The organism is Sphingomonas sp. (assembly GCF_030145815.1).
Classification (GTDB): Bacteria; Pseudomonadota; Alphaproteobacteria; order Sphingomonadales; family Sphingomonadaceae; genus Sphingomonas.
Genome location: NZ_JAIXHL010000010.1, coordinates 35,826 through 50,783 on the forward strand (window position 1 = coordinate 35,826; position 14,958 = coordinate 50,783).

At 61.5% G+C, this 14,958-nt stretch carries 13 protein-coding genes; 9 read left to right on the top strand and 4 right to left on the bottom strand.

Annotation, left to right across the window (positions count from 1 at the left end; genetic code table 11):
* Positions 1-42: 42 nt before the first annotated feature.
* Entirely contained in the window at positions 43-1,593 is a 1,551-nt protein-coding gene (locus tag KYX69_RS10400) for a carboxylesterase/lipase family protein (protein ID WP_300496880.1), read from the top strand.
* Between the two features lie 149 nt (positions 1,594-1,742).
* Here the strand turns inward: KYX69_RS10400 and KYX69_RS10405 are convergent, their stop codons facing one another.
* Positions 1,743-3,074 carry an ATP-binding protein gene (locus KYX69_RS10405; RefSeq protein ID WP_300496883.1) on the bottom strand — a complete coding sequence of 444 codons (1,332 nt, stop codon included), beginning with the start codon at positions 3,072-3,074 and terminating at the stop codon, positions 1,743-1,745.
* Positions 3,074-3,832, bottom strand: coding sequence for a response regulator (locus tag KYX69_RS10410; protein ID WP_367280188.1), 759 nt, complete (start codon positions 3,830-3,832; stop codon positions 3,074-3,076). Before KYX69_RS10410 ends, KYX69_RS10405 begins: the two co-directional genes overlap by 1 nt.
* Before the next feature lie 129 nt (positions 3,833-3,961).
* Between KYX69_RS10410 and KYX69_RS10415 the strand changes: the two genes are divergently transcribed.
* Genes KYX69_RS10415 through KYX69_RS10425 form a run of 3 tightly spaced genes read left to right on the top strand, consistent with a single transcriptional unit; the run spans position 3,962 to position 5,688 of the window.
* Positions 3,962-4,369 carry a hypothetical protein gene (locus tag KYX69_RS10415; RefSeq protein WP_300496889.1) on the top strand — a complete coding sequence of 136 codons (408 nt, stop codon included), beginning with the start codon at positions 3,962-3,964 and terminating at the stop codon, positions 4,367-4,369.
* 60 nt (positions 4,370-4,429) lie between these two features.
* Positions 4,430-4,852 (top strand): EF-hand domain-containing protein, encoded by a 423-nt coding sequence (locus KYX69_RS10420; RefSeq protein ID WP_300496891.1) that lies wholly within the window; start codon positions 4,430-4,432, stop codon positions 4,850-4,852.
* Positions 4,852-5,688 (top strand): sterol desaturase family protein, encoded by an 837-nt coding sequence (locus tag KYX69_RS10425; protein WP_300496893.1) that lies wholly within the window; start codon positions 4,852-4,854, stop codon positions 5,686-5,688. Before KYX69_RS10420 ends, KYX69_RS10425 begins: the two co-directional genes overlap by 1 nt.
* Before the next feature lie 220 nt (positions 5,689-5,908).
* Here the strand turns inward: KYX69_RS10425 and KYX69_RS10430 are convergent, their stop codons facing one another.
* On the bottom strand, positions 5,909-6,910 hold the full coding sequence (locus KYX69_RS10430; RefSeq protein ID WP_300496896.1) for a serine hydrolase: 1,002 nt from the start codon (positions 6,908-6,910) through the stop codon (positions 5,909-5,911).
* Positions 6,911-7,353: 443 nt separating this feature from the next.
* Here KYX69_RS10430 and KYX69_RS10435 point away from each other — a divergent pair, with 443 nt between their 5' ends.
* The gene (locus tag KYX69_RS10435; protein WP_300496898.1) at positions 7,354-8,556 is read left to right on the top strand and encodes a serine hydrolase; all 1,203 of its coding nucleotides are present in this window, start codon (positions 7,354-7,356) and stop codon (positions 8,554-8,556) included.
* A 334-nt stretch (positions 8,557-8,890) separates the two neighbouring features.
* On the opposite strand, the gene KYX69_RS10440 is transcribed toward KYX69_RS10435, so the two are convergent.
* A complete protein-coding gene (locus KYX69_RS10440) occupies positions 8,891-10,498 on the bottom strand; it encodes a long-chain fatty acid--CoA ligase (protein WP_300496901.1) in 1,608 nt (535 codons plus the stop codon).
* Positions 10,499-11,429: 931 nt separating this feature from the next.
* On the opposite strand from KYX69_RS10440, the gene KYX69_RS10445 reads away from it, so the two are divergent.
* Genes KYX69_RS10445 through KYX69_RS10460 form a run of 4 tightly spaced genes read left to right on the top strand, consistent with a single transcriptional unit; the run spans position 11,430 to position 14,757 of the window.
* On the top strand, positions 11,430-12,449 hold the full coding sequence (locus KYX69_RS10445; protein WP_300496903.1) for an ABC transporter permease: 1,020 nt from the start codon (positions 11,430-11,432) through the stop codon (positions 12,447-12,449).
* Positions 12,449-13,225 (top strand): ABC transporter ATP-binding protein, encoded by a 777-nt coding sequence (locus KYX69_RS10450; RefSeq protein ID WP_300496905.1) that lies wholly within the window; start codon positions 12,449-12,451, stop codon positions 13,223-13,225. The genes KYX69_RS10445 and KYX69_RS10450 overlap by 1 nt, the downstream gene beginning before the upstream one ends.
* Positions 13,226-14,161, top strand: a complete 936-nt coding sequence (locus tag KYX69_RS10455; protein WP_300496908.1) for an MlaD family protein — start codon at positions 13,226-13,228, stop codon at positions 14,159-14,161.
* Positions 14,158-14,757 (top strand): ABC-type transport auxiliary lipoprotein family protein, encoded by a 600-nt coding sequence (locus KYX69_RS10460; protein WP_300496910.1) that lies wholly within the window; start codon positions 14,158-14,160, stop codon positions 14,755-14,757. Before KYX69_RS10455 ends, KYX69_RS10460 begins: the two co-directional genes overlap by 4 nt.
* Positions 14,758-14,958 lie beyond the last annotated feature (201 nt).

The following is a 14,958-nucleotide window of genomic DNA, read 5'->3' on the forward strand; positions in this document are numbered from 1 at the left end:
TATCGATAATAATGGCGAAAACTGCTGGGAGGATCGCAACACATGTTCGAGAAGAGGCTGTCCTGGTGGGCATCGTTGCTCGTTGCGCTCACGGCAAACGCACCTGCCCATGCGCAGCCGGTTCATCGCGCCCCGGTCCATACACCCCAAGGCTGGCTACAAGGGTCTTCTGAGCGTGGCGTCGAGCGGTTTCTGAACATTCCATTTGCGGCCCCTCCCGTCGACGAGTTGCGCTGGCGACCACCGGTCGAGGCGGCGCGCTGGACCGGAGTTCGCGACGCGACCGCGATGGGCCCCGCCTGTCCCCAGCCAGTTCGTTCCGCGCTGGTCGCAGGCGGGGTGGCGGACCACCAGTCCGAGGATTGCCTCCAGCTCAACATCTGGCGGCCCGCAGGCGGCAGGCATTTACCCGTCATGGTCTGGATCCACGGCGGTGCGCATGTCCTGGGCTCCGGCACCTTTCCGGTGTTCGACGGTACTGCCCTTGCCCGCCAAGGCGTTATCCTCGTCACGATCAACTACCGGCTGGGAGCCCTTGGCTATTTCGCGCACCCGGCACTCACCGCCGAGGCACATCGCGGCGAGCTGTTCGGCAATTTCGGGCTGATGGACCAATTGGAAGCCCTGCGCTGGGTGCAGCGCAATATCGGAAGCTTTGGCGGCGACCCACGCAAGGTGACGGTGTTCGGCGAGTCTGCCGGAGGCATCAGCATCACCACGATGCTGGCCAATCCTGCCGCGAAGGGATTGTTCGCACGCGCGATCGTTGAGTCCAGTGTGCCGACGCTCGAGCCCCAGACGCTGGAGCAGCAGGAGGCGCAGGGAATGGAAACGGCCGAGCGAGCTGGCTTGGGCAAGGGCGCATCGGCGGTTGAGCTTCGGGCCCTTTCCATTGAAACCCTGCTGAAAGCTTCGGCCGGCCGGTCTGGCGGAATGGTTGGGCCGTTCATCGACGGAAGGCTCATTCGCGAAGCTCCCTGGCGTGTTTTCGCGCGCGGCGAGCCAGTCGATGTTCCGCTGTTGATCGGTTCCAACAGCAATGAAGCCAGCGTCATCCTGGCGATGGGCGTCCCGCCGGCGGCAGCACGCACCTATCTGGGAGATGACGATGACGCGGTGCGTCTTGCCTATGGTGTTCTTCCTCCTGCGGAACTTGCAAGGCAGGCCCTGGGCGATGCATGGTTTGTGGCGCCGGCCCGCTGGATGGCGATGAGGACTCAGTCGGGCGCACCCTCATGGCTGTACCATTTCGACTATGTTGCCGCCGGGCGCCGGGACAAGTCGTCAGGGGCGCCCCATGGCTCCGAAATTCCGTATTTGTTTGGAACGCTGGATTATTTCGCTTCTCTAGCCGGCCCGATCGATGTGGAGGATCGTCAGTTCGGCGAGGCGATCTCAACCTGCTGGGTGGCCTTCGCCAAGACCGGCAAACCAGGCTGCAAACTCGTCCCGAAATGGCCCCGTTACCGCAGCAGCGAGGATACCCTAGCCCTGTTCAGCCCAGCATCCAGGCTCGCCAGCGGGTTTCGACGCGCGCAGATCGATCTGCTTCTCAAGGTATGGCAGGCGCGAACTGGCGGCTCCCGACAATGACAGGGCGGCGTGACTGCAGCGCGGCGGGCTTCGCATCTCAATCCCCGACAAACGCTTTGCGGCATCGGCATGCGGTGTTCCGGACCATCGCCGCCATGATTTGGAACGATGAGGCGACGATGACCTGCAACGCCCAGAACTGGAGTCTCCTAGGTTCCGAATTTGATCGTTGCGGCAAAGCCGCCGGCCGGAGGACTGGCAAAGTGGACCGTGGCACCGCATTGCGCAGCCAGAGCCTTGACGATCGCGAGACCCAATCCTGCACCGCCAGTCGCTCGGTCGCGTGAGGAATCGATCCGCCCGAACGGCTCCCCCAAACGCGCCAGAGCGCTAGCCGGCACGCCCGGTCCGTTATCTGAAACCGTAATTTCAGCAGCGTTCAGCGTTGCCGTCGCCGAAACGACGACCGCCGCGCCGTAACGCTGACCGTTATCGATCAAATTGTTGACCATTCGACGAAAGGCCATCGGGCTGACTTGCGCGGACAATGGCCGGGCGTCGACAAGCAGCGTCACGGCTTGACCCAATTCTTCGCGCAGTGCCGCGATGGACTGAAGCTCCGGTCGCAAGTCGATCGGCGCGGCCCGCATGCGGTCCCGTGCCTCGATTTGGGCAAACAGCAATGTGTCATCAAGCAGAAGCGCCATTTCCTCCAAGTCGCTTCCGGCCAGCGCTCGCTGGCTTTCATCCTCAATGAACTCAGCCCGTAGCCGCAGCCGCGTTAGATAGGTGCGCATGTCATGGGCGACCGCAGCGAGGATGCGCGTCCGCTCCTCGACAAGCCCGGCGATCCTGCCCTTCATTTCGTTGTAGGCGGCCGACAGGTCGCGCAATTCCGAAGACCCGGTCACGGCGAGGTCAGGTGCGTCTAGCCGAGATGCGAATTGTCGAATTCCGGCCGACAGGCGTGACAGCGGGCGCATCGTCTGGCGGACGGCGAGAATAAGTCCCGCCAAGATGACCAATCCGCCCAAGACGCCGAGTAGAGCGCGTTGGCGCAAGAAACCCATCACCATCGCAGATGGCCGGCTATCGATCACCAACGTGCCGCCGCTCCTGAGTGATACGGCCAGCGTGAGCGGCGAGACCAAGCGCGCGTGCCAAGGGCTTTCACGCACTATCCCGGCGAAAAGAGGTGCACTACCCGACATCCGTACCGTCCTGCCCGGCAAGGCGGCGCGGTAGCGGTTGAGCAAGTCCGGGTCCACCGGCTCATCGACCATCACTCGCTCCGCGCGATCGACCCGAGCATGATAAAGGGTGCTGTCGAAAACGGCGAGCAGACGGGGGCGGCGCGCAGGCGCAACGCTATCCAGTGCTTCCGCCATCGCTGCGACCTGATCGGGCGGCGGCAGATCCGCATGCTGGCGGTCGCCGATCGGGCGCTGCAATACGGTCGCGGTGAGAACGACGGCCTGAAGCAGCACAAACCCCGCAAGGAGCAACACCGTGATCCTGAAGGTCAGATTTCCACCGCGCATCACAAGCGCCTTACTGGTGCGGCCAGGACATAGCCGCCGCCGCGAACTGTCTTGATCAGCCCGCGACCCTCGGGGTGTATCTCTAGCTTTCGGCGGAGTCGACCGATCTGGACATCGATGCTGCGGTCAAACGGCGCGGCATTGCGACCGCGGGTCCAGTCGAGCAGCTGGTCTCGATTCAGCACGCGCTGCGGATGCGCGATCAGTGCTGCAAAAAGATCGAACTCTCCCGCCGTGATCTCAATCTCCTGTCCGTCCGGACCCAGGAGGGATCGGCGGCCCGGGTCAAGCAGGAAGCAACCGACGCAGAAGCGGGCTTCGATCGTTGTCGCGGAAACGCGATGCGCCTCGCGCGTGCGCCGCAGGATGGCCCGGACACGCGCAACCAGCTCCCTCGGATTGAACGGCTTGACCAGGTAGTCATCCGCGCCGAGCTCCAGCCCGACGACCCGATCTATGTCGTCACCGCGCGCCGTTACCATCAGCACGGGGACATCGCCCTCGGCGCGAAGCCGGCGGCAGATCGAGAAGCCATCCTCACCGGGCAGCATCACATCGAGCAGCACCAGATCGATCCGTCGCCGCGCACGCAGACGATCGAGACTTTCGCCGCTACGGCATATTTCCGCCTCGTACCCCTCACGCCGCAACAGCCCGGCCACCAGCATGCCGATCTCGGAGTCATCCTCGACAACGGCAATGCAGGTCGCGGATGCGGCTACGGATTCCATGACCAACCATTTGGACCGGACTGGCATCCCGCGGAAGTGGGCGCGTAGCCGCGTTACACTTCGTTACTTGCGGTTATGCCCGCGACACGTTTCGCTTACCCGCACAATCCATCTGGAGATTACGGACCCAAGTCCGGTAGCAAAAGGATCAATCACATGTTCATGCTGAAAACTGCCGGTGCGCTCGCGATCATCGCGTCGTTCACCGTCCCGACTGCCGCCGAGGCACAGCGGGTTCACGGCCGTGTCGTCTCCCTCCAGGGCGCAAACGGCCGAGGCGGCGTCATCACTACATCGGTGATCCGCGGCGGTGGCACCGTTTCATCTGCGCGCAGTGTCCAGACCAACCGCGGCCATGGCGCCACGACGGTGCGCAGCCGCAGCCGCTCCGACGGAGTCTTTCAGGGCAGCAGGACCACCACGATGAACAACGGCGCGAGCTTCGGGCGCGACACGATGGCGACTGCGAACGGCAACGGCAGCGTGAGCCTCACGTCGACGCGGACTGGCCCAAGAGGCAGGAGTTCGACCGTATCGGCTACTGTCCGCGCGACCCGCAACTGACATCGATTGGGCTGCGCCCGCTGTGTCGGCGGGCGTGGCCAAATGAAAGGAAACGCTCCAATGCAGTTTTCCGCAATGCTCGTCGTCGGCGCCCTTCTTGCCGGGATCACCTCCAGCGAGGCCAGCGCGCAAAGCCGAATGATAGCGGCCTTTGAAAAGGCCGACGTCAACCACGACGGTGTGATCACCCGCGCCGAATTTGTCGCCGCGCGAAACGCCCGCTTTACCGACGTCGACCGCAACGGCGATGGAGTCATCAGGCGAGACGACTTCTCGCGGCTGATCGCCTTCCGGCCAAAGGCCGGGATTTTGATCGACGAGATGATTGCGGAAGGTGACCTGAACCACGATGGCGTCGTTACGCGCGCCGAATACTACCAGGCACCGACCACCGACTTCGACCGTGCCGACACCAACCGCGATCATGTCATTGATCGGGCTGAACTCGAGGCGATGATCGCCAGGACGAAAGCGCGGCTGTGATGGACAATTTGATTGCCAGGTCACCGTTCTGGCTGGTGGTGATGCTATCGCTTATTCTGGTCGAGCTCGTGTGGCGCATGCGCACCGAGCGGGGCTATGATGGCCGTTCCGCATTGACTACCTTGGGCTTGGTCGCCGGCAACATCCCGGCGGCAGCGCTCAACGGAGTCATGCTGGGATCTGTGTTCGGCGCTGCATGGGCAGTGGCTCCGATACGCCTGCCGCTCGATGACTGGCGGACCTGGGCGGCAGGGTTCGTTGCCGTCGAATTCGCCTATTATTGGTTCCACCGCCTCAGCCATCGCGTTCGCTGGCTCTGGGCCAGCCACGCTGTGCATCACTCGGCTGAACAATTGACCCTGCTCTCGTCGTTACGACTTGGCTGGACAAACCTGCTGTCGGCGGGATGGCTCTGCTATTTGCCGCTCGTACTCCTCGGCTTTGACCCCCGGCTCGTGATCGGCCTACTCGCACTCGATCTGCGCTATCAATTTTTCCTTCATACAGAAGCCAGGATCTCGCTTGGCCCCCTGGAATGGATACTCAACACGCCAACCCATCATCGCGTCCACCACGGATCGAACGCACCCTATCTCGACCGAAATTATGGAGGAATCGTGATAGTCTTCGATCGCTTGTTCGGGACTTTCGCCTCGGAGCGGCATGACGAACCCATCCGATACGGCCTGGTCGGGCGCCAGGCAGAGCCGAATCCAATCAAACTGAGCTTTCGGGAGTGGCGCGAGATCGCGCGAGACGTAGCCGTCGCGCGCAGCCTGCGCGGCGCGCTACACGCCATGTTCGCGCCACCCGGCACGTCCTCCCGCACCGACTGACGCACCGCGGCAGCCCAGCGGCACCACGAGCTTCGCCGGGCTATGCGAAGCTTCCCGACATGCTGGTGGCGTTCCCTAGCCCCCTTGGCGTTCCCGCCACGCGTCCTCCCGCGCGCCGGATCTGCATAGGCAGCCGCCGATCTGGCAAGCCCGCCGCTACTCCTTCAGGGCGCGAACTGGGCGCGGAAGGGCCGAACCGTCGAGCGCGCCCGCGAGTAGGTCAGCGACGCACGCCGATAGTTTGCAGGAACGCGAAATCGGACCAGCCGGATTTTTCCCCGCGGGTGAGCGCGGCGATGTCCAGCCTTGCTTGCCGGACGATCGTCAGCCGAAGCGAAGGAATAACGTACATACGCTGGTCTCCGGCTCCCGCAGCAGTGACGATGTCTACCGGAAGGTCGGCGGCGTGCGCGCCGAGATCGCTTCCCGCCGTAACCGGATCCGCCATCTTGGGGCTGTGCGGCAGCCACCAGGTCAGGCCGTAAGCGGGATTTAGGGCGCTCGGTTGAAATAGCGCGTCGAACGCGGCCGGGTCGACCAGCGGCTTCCCCTGCAGTCTTCCGCCATTCCGCACGAACTCGCCTAACTTGGCCCAGTTTCGGGAAGTCAATGACGCGCCTTGCGGCAGCAGCGGGTTGCCATCGGGACCGTCGCGCCAGCTTCCGATCGTCAGGCCGATCGGATCGAGTATTCTGCGCTTCAGATAGTTGAGCGGGTTGCCGTCCAGCCCCTTGGCGATCAGCTTGCGTCGCATGATCTCGCCAAAGAGCTGCATGGGAGTGGGGCCATATTCAAATCGGGTCCCAGGGGTACTGGCGAGCGGCGCCCGTACCGCATCGGCATAGCTCGGCGGCCGACCGATCACGCCGCCTTGACCAGCTGACATCGACAATAGCTGCCGCAAGGTTATCGTCGATTTTCGCGGATCACCCTTCCATTCGACCAGCGTATCCGCAGCAAGCTCATCGAGCGTCAGTAGGCCATCCTGGACGGCAGCCGCAGCCATGATGCCCACGAAGCTCTTCGTCCCCGACCAGAGTTCGTTAGCGGTGGAGGCGTTGCTTCCAGTATAGACCTCGCAAACGATCTTGCCGTCCTGAAGCACCAGCACCGCTATGCCGCGGTGCGAAGCAGAATAGCGTTCGGCAGCCGTGCATTGGCTGGGGGTTACCTGCGCCGCGGCGACCGTCGGAAGCAAGGCGAACGCGACCATCATACCCATCCGGTACATTTCCATCTCCCAGCAATTATTATCGATAATAATGCCCTAGGATCGCACTTGGCGCCAGCCCTTGCACGCATCTGCGTCGATGATTCTCGGAAAGGAACCGGTTTCCTGGCGTTTCTCGCAAATTGGCTTCGTTCTTCGATGGACTACCAAAAAAATGGAGCGGTCGCGAGGCGCACGCTGCAGCCGGTACCGGGCCGTGCGGCTGCGGCCGTGTGACCGCAGGGCCCCGAAGGGGATTCTTATTGACAAGCCATCCGATCGAGCGCCAAATAATTATCGATAATTTTCGGGCATCGAGGCAGTGTGCGGCGCCCTCCCGCGTCGCCTCCGTCTTGCTGCACAAATGCCAGTTCGTCACTGGCCCGTACGGAAAAAAGGGGAACGCTCGGCGACGTTCCCGATCGGACCAATTCCGCCGACGGAGGAGAGGAACCATGTCCCGGAAAGCTCGCTATTTCGCTTGCGCGTTTTTCGCCGTTGGGTCGGCGGCCTTTGCTGCGACCTATTCTTTTCCAACAGCAGTCGCACCTTCTGGCAGCGTCTTCGTACCCGCGTCCGCGCCAGCGAAGACCGCGGCTCTGCCGCCTGCGCCGCCGAAGTCGCAAGCATCGACGCTGTCGGCGCCGGATTTCAGCGCCGTTGATGCCGCTTTCCAGGCTTCTCAAATCGTTAATGGCACACTCATTATCGGCACCGCCGACGGTGTGATCCACGAATACACCAAGGGTAATTTCCAGCCTGACAAAGCCTATCCGATTGCGTCTTCCTCCAAGTGGCTGACCGCTACGCTCTTGGTCAGGATGGCGCAGGCAGGCAAGCTGTCGCTCGGGGATCATCCCTATCCGAAGCTGAGCTACTGGACGAGCAGCGCCGGTGATCCACGAAGCCAGGTGACGCTAGGGCAGACCCTGTCGATGACTTCCGGCTTCAATGCTACACCCCTCGACATCACCTGCGTCAACAATGGACTGGTCACACTCCAGGCTTGCGCGCAGACCATATACAATGGCGGTATAGACACTGCGCCCGGCTCGACTTTCTCTTATGGTCCGGAGCATCCCCAGATCGCCGCAGCCATCGCCGAGGCGGCGGGAGGCAAGTCATTCAACCAGCTATTTGCCGAGTATGTGACGACGCCGCTCGGTATGGGATGCACCCGCTTCGTCGAGTCCATAACGTCGGTGTTGCTCCATACTACAGGTCGAGCATGCAACTATGCGTATGCCGCCAATGCGAACACCTGGGCTGCGGGGGGCGCGGTGTCGAGCGCGCGCGATTACGCCAAGCTGCTGCATGCCTTCATGGGCACCAGCTTCATCACAGATATGGACGGCTTTCTTGCCCCGCGCACGCTAACGCTCCAGCGCGGATTTATCCCGGGGTCCGTGGCGTCTTCAGATTGGCACTACGCCTTGGGCTCCTGGAATGAGTGCGATTCGACCAGTTGGAATTCAATCTGTGCCGCGGACAAGATCAACTCGGCGGCAGGCGCCTACGGCTGGATGCCGTGGATTGACCGCAAGAACGGCTATTTCGCCCTGATCGCCACCCGAATCGTCGTCGGCTCCGGCGATGCCACCTCGGTGCCAGTCGAGCAGCAGTTGCAACCGTTGATCGTCGCGGCGCTGCAACCCTGATCCAAACCGGGCCGGGCGCGGCAGAGCCCGGCCCGCTACGATGTGAACGGTTCGTGAGGCGAGCGGCAGTCGCGCGTCAAAGGGAGGTAGGCGCGCTCTACTTGGCCAAGCGAAATTGCGCGTGATGTTTGCCGAACCGCATCTACCGCATCAGACCTTGCCGACTCCTTCCTGCTGCAGAACGGCGTCCCGTCACACGCTTTCGCAATCACGCGATAATGCGAGGCGGAGCGGCAATCCGACGCTCTCCCGTCCTTCACGCACACCCCCTATTGTGGGGCGACCGATGTCAGGATCTGTTGCACGCGACCTCTTTTGCCGGCGGAGGTTCGCGTCAGCCGGCAGGTGATGAGAGGATCGCGCCATGCTTTGCGCGGATCGCCTTCTTGTCGATCTTACCGGTCGCGGTCATCGGCACGGACTCGAAGATAATGCGATCGGGCATCCACCATTTGACGGTACGTTCCCCAAGCCACGCGGTAATCATCCGCTCTGTCAGAACGGCGTCTTCATGCTTTTCCACGATCAAAATCGGGCGCTCTTCCCATTTTGGATGGAATACGCCGACCACCGCTGCGACTTTTACGCCCGGACAGGCAGCAGCGAGATTTTCGAGGTCTATCGAACTGATCCACTCGCCGCCCGACTTGATGACATCTTTGCTGCGGTCGGTCAGGCGCAGGAAGCCGTTTGCGTCGATCGTCGCGACGTCGCCGGTGTCAAACCATCCATCGACATCACATGCGCTGCTTTCGCTGTTGAAGTAGCGCTCGACAACCCAGGGACCGCGCACCATCAACGCGCCCGCCGATTGCCCGTCATGAGGCAGGCTTGATCCATCATTGCCGATGATGCGGAGTTCGATGCCATATTGCAGTCGCCCCTGGCGGCTCCAGATGAGCTCGCTCATTTCCTCCGGACCAAGGGCGGCGATTCTCGGGGTCGGAGACGAGAGTACGCCGATCGGCGAGGTTTCGGTCATGCCCCATAGCTGGCGAACCTCGACGCCATGGTCCTCGCGAAACTGCGCGGCCATCGAACGGGGCACCGCCGAACCGCCGATGACAATCCGCTCCAGCGATCCTGTCGTCTCGCCCGTGCGCCGGAGATGATCGAGATACATCGTCCATATGGTCGGCACGCCGCAGCTGAACGTTACACCTTCGTCCGCGATCAATTCCTGCAGGCTCTCCCCGTCCATCCGATCTGCAGGAAAAACCCACTTCGAACCGTTGATCGTGCCTGAGAAGGGCAAGCCCCAGGCCGTTGCGTGATACAGCGACGAACAGGGGAGGATGACGTCGAAAGCAGAGAATCCGAACGCACCCGACTGGCCTCCCATCATGGCGTGGAGCACGACGGAGCGATGCGAATAGAGGACGCCTTTCGGATCCCCGGTCGTTCCGGAAGTAAAACAAAGAAATGCTCCGGCATATTCGTCGATTTCCGGCCAACCGATACTGGTTGAGAACGGCGCGATGCGCGCGTCATAGTCGTCAGCCGACAGCATCACATAATGTTTGACCGCCGGAATTGAGGGGCGCAGCCGGTCAATGATCGCTGCCATGTTGCGGTCGTAGAGGAGAACATGGCTGCCGGCGGTGTTGATCGTGTAGGCGATGTGATCGTCGGGAAGGCGCGGATTGGCGGTGTGCAACACCGCACCGATGCCGGGAACTGTGAAGAAAAGCTCAAAATGCCGATGCGTATTCCAGGCAAGCGAACTGACCCTGTCGCCCGCCGCGACTCCGAGACTTGCCAACCAATGCGCCCCTTGTGCAGCACGGTCATGACATTGTGCGTAATTGCCGCGCCAGATCGGTTCACCGACTGAACGCGAGACGATTTCCTGCTCAGGATGTGCAATCGCGGCGAATTGAAGGATAGCGCTTATGTTGAGCTGGCGGGGTTGCATGAGCCCCGGGATCGTGCCTGCCAGCATCAAATTCTCCTCTCTGCCGTCATAAACCTAAAACTTCCCTGGGTAACCAATCAGGGTTGTTGCGGCGCACTTTGTCTAGCCCAAAAATGGGTGCCGGACGGGCCATAGGCATGAGGCAGGCGCCTCGAAGCCAAACCCCATGGCAGTAACCTCGGGCCAATTTGAGACCATCGGTGCGCGCTGATCGCAACATGCGCGGAATTACCGCCGCAGGTTATGTTTGAGCCCTGCAACGGTCGATCGAGCGTGACGTCGTGCATTAAGCGCGGTCTTCGCGTCCGGAAGTGCGTCGACTTCGTAGGTGCCGCCGTACTCGCGTCAGGCGGTTCTGTTGTGGCTTCGACCGGCCCATGATCGTATCGGAGCCAAAAGCCCTGCCAGTCGGAATGGCGAGCACAGAACACAGGCGAAGGACTGCCGGAGATCGGTACAACTCCCTCGATTGGGCGATCACAAGCGGCACGATCCAGACTTGCGGCTATGGCTGCAACATTGCGATCGCATGCTCTCGCAACGCTGGCCACAGGAGGCGAATTAGCACCCTTGGCCAATTCCCGACCTTCACCCTACCATCAATTGGAAACCGAGAATTGAAAACGGGCTGGTTTCATTAATGACCGATCACCCTAGCGAATTGGCGGCACACAAGCCCTATCATATGAACAGAGCCGCCGACGCACGGTTCGCCATGATTCGCAGTCGTTGTATAGGTCGAATGCGAAACACCGCTAGTGGAAATCGTGCAGCATTTATGTCCTGTCGGCATGGACATAAGCAAGGCATGTTGGCATAATGCCACCTAGCGGTTTACATTTTGGTCCCGGATGCCCGCGGGGTCCAACGGAAGCACTCGAGGCATATGCCGTCGCCATCAATAACCCTCAGACGTCGCGACAACGGACATTGCGTTGCCGTTCTAGAAGGCGACTGGTTGACCGAAACGATCGACGGATTGGCTGCGTCCAAAGTTACCGAGCAGGTCGCGGAAGCGCAGGCATTCGATCTATCGCAGCTCGGTCGCCTCGACAGCGCCGGTGCGATGATGATCAGCGAACTGGCTGGTGAACGAAGCCTTCCACCTGCACCTCGAGACGACGCACAAATTCTGTTCGACCTGGTCATGAAGCAGGATCTCTCCGCACATCCCAAAGTGCGGGATCCGTGGCTGGATCGCATTGGCAAGCACATGGTCGGCGCCGCCGAGGAGGCGCTTGGCACGGCTAGCTTTCTTGGAAAATTGGAAGTGGCGCTGGCCCGGTCTGTTGTGCACCCAACCCGAGTCCGGTTGACCTCGCTCGTCTCAGCCATGCAGCATGCGGGGTTCGAGGCTCTCCCGATCATCTGCATCATGACGTTCTTCGTAGGCGCGGTTGTCGCGCTGGTCGGGAGCGACCTTCTGGACGATCTCGCCGCCTCGGCGCTGGTCGTTCAACTCGTGACGGTGTCGATCCTGCGCGAGTTCGGCGTTCTCATACCGGCCATCCTCCTCGCCGGCAGGTCCACTTCGACCTTCGCAGCACAGCTTGGTGCGATGCGGATGAACCAGGAAGTCGACGCGATCGAGGTAATGGGCATCGATCCAATCGACGCTCTGGTCGTGCCGCGTGTGATTTCAATGCTCATCGTGATGCCGCTCCTGGTTTTCGCCGCAATGATCGCGGGAATCGTCGGCGGTGCAGTCGTGAGTTGGGCCACGATGGACATTTCGCCGACATTCTTTGTGGAGCGCATGCTCAACACGGTGAGCATACGTCACTTTTGGGTCGGAATGGCAAAAGTCCCCATACTGGCGCTTGTCGTGGCGATCACTGGCTGCCGCCAAGGTCTCTCAGTGGACGGCGGCGTGGAAGTGCTTGGAAGGCGAGTCACCACCGCGGTCGTTCGGGCGCTGTTCTCGATCATCTTTCTTGATGCGATCTTCGCGGTGATTTGCAGCGAGCTCGACTTTTGATGCAGGAAACAGACGCCAAAGCAGCTGCCGTCGATGTCCGCGATCTTTGCAGCGCGTTCGATGATCTCGTCGTGCACGAGCATCTCGATCTACGCGTTCCCTATGGCGTCGTGATGGGGATTGTCGGAGGATCGGGGACGGGCAAGTCCGTACTTCTCGAAACCATGCTCGGGCTTCGCAGGCCGCAGGCGGGCAGCGTGACGCTTCTGGGCGCCCCCGGCGACATAGCGATGCGGTCCCGCGACACCGACCGGCGGATCGGCGTGATGTTCCAGAACGGAGCGCTCTTCTCGGATCTTACGGTGCAGGAGAATGTCGAGGCGCCACTGCTAGAACATACCCGCATCCGCGGTGCACTGCTCGCGAAGCTTGCGACCATGAAGATATCGCTTGCCGGTCTCGATCCGGCGGTGGCGTGCCGGAAACCGGGTGAATTGTCTGGTGGCATGCGCAAGCGGGCCAGTCTGGCACGCGCGCTGGCCCTCGATCCCGAACTCCTGTTCCTGGACGAACCCACATCGGGACTGGATCCGATCAGCGCGGCAGAGTTTGACGACCTCATCGTTACCCTCTCCAAAGCGCTGCGGCTGACTGTGGTGATGATCACGCACGACCTCGACAGCCTGTACGCGACCTGCGACCTGGTCGCGGTCCTGGCGGATAAGAAGGTCGTGGCTGTGGCGCCTCCCGCGGACCTTGAGCGCTCAGACCATCCATGGATCAGGCAATATTTCTGCGGCGATCGCGCCCAGCGCAAAAGCAAGAGGGACCGCTGAATGGAACGGCATGCTAACTATCGCCTCGTCGGAGCGATCACCGTTGCACTGTTCGTTGCAGCGCTGGCCTTCGTTTTCTGGTTCGGACACACCAGATTTGCGAGCGAATATGACCGGTATCGCATTGTTTTTCAGGGGCCTGTGCGCGGCTTGAGCGAGGGTGGGGATGTTCAGTTCAACGGAATAAAGGTTGGTGAGATCAAGCGGATCGAGCTGGACCCCAGGGATCCCAACCGCGTTGTCGCGCGCATCAGCGTCCGAGCTGATACCCCGGTCAGGATTGATTCGATGGCGTCAACCGAATCCCAGGGGATCGCGGGCACAAGCTATATCCAGATCACAGCAGGTACGCCATCGAAGCCATTTCTGCGCGACGCATCGAAAGACGAAGAGCCGCTGATCAGGGCGCAGGATGCCTCGATGCAATCCCTGCTGGAAGGCGGGGGGGAACTTGTCGCACGGGCGTCGGAGACGATCAACCGGGTCAACCGGGTGCTCTCCGACGAGAACATCAGCAATTTTTCCCTGGCAATAGCGGATGTGCGAGCAACGACAGCCGAGTTGCGCGAGCGAAGAGGCATGTTCCGAAAGGCCGAATCCATGTTCGACCGGCTCGATCGCGCAGCAGCGGACATCGAGAAGACTTCTGCCTCGGTGCGACGGACGGTCGATGGAGACGGGAAGCGCGCCTTCGCGGATATTTCTGCTGCCGCTGCCGACCTTCGGTCCGGAGTGGCCGATGCGCGCAAGGTGATTGCCCGCCTGAACGTCGCGGCGGCCGGCCTGGCGGGCGAGGATGGCGGCGGGCTCAAGCAAACGCTGGATTCGTTGAGCGGCGCCGCGCATTCGCTCGAGGGGCTGGCGCGACAACTGCAGACCAGCCCCCGTGAACTGCTCTCACGTCCGTCCGGTCAGGAAAGGAAGATCCCACAATGAAGTCTCTGCTAGGCGCCCCCCTAATCGCGATCTCAGGCTTGCTCCTGAGCTCGTGCGGCATCCTGGGAGGCGGCGGAAAGGCGTCATTGTATCGACTCAGCGCTAATCCGGCTCCCACGGCTCAGGGTGGATCGGGAAGAACGCCGATTGTCGTAATCAGGCCCGTCTTGCCTCCGGGCGCAGCCACAGATCGTATTCTCACGCTGGACCGTAATAGCGCGTCCTATGTTGCGAAGGCGCGGTGGATCGCGCCGGCGGACGCAATGATCAAGGACATGCTAGCCCAGCAGATCAATGGAACCTCCTCTGGATTCCGCGCGGTCGAAGGGAACGGCGGACGATTTATTCTGGCGACGCGGTGTACCGATTTTGCGGCTTATTATGATGGCGGCCCAAAGGCTCCCCCTCATGTTCGCGTCAGCTGCGAATTCGAGTTGCGCACGGTCGGCGTTTCGGAGGCGACCGCAAGCACGGTGCTGAATGCGGAAGCGATTGTCGGCGAAGATCGCGTGTCTTCGATCGTGAGTGCATTCGACGCGGCCACGCGGCAGATTTCCTCGGATTTGATCGCCTGGCTCGACGCGCGTGCGCGATAGCGCCGGCTCGACGACAGTTGTTACCCAATGCCGAATTGCGAGCCCCACGGCCAATCGAGGATGCCGCGATTGACTTGGGATGCTGCTGTGTGACAATTGCTTGTCGGTAAGAGAGGCTGACCAATACGACAGAACTCGGTCGGTGTTTGCAGATGGAGCTGCGTATGACGAAGAGCTGAGCAGAAAGGCTGTCGTCGGGCA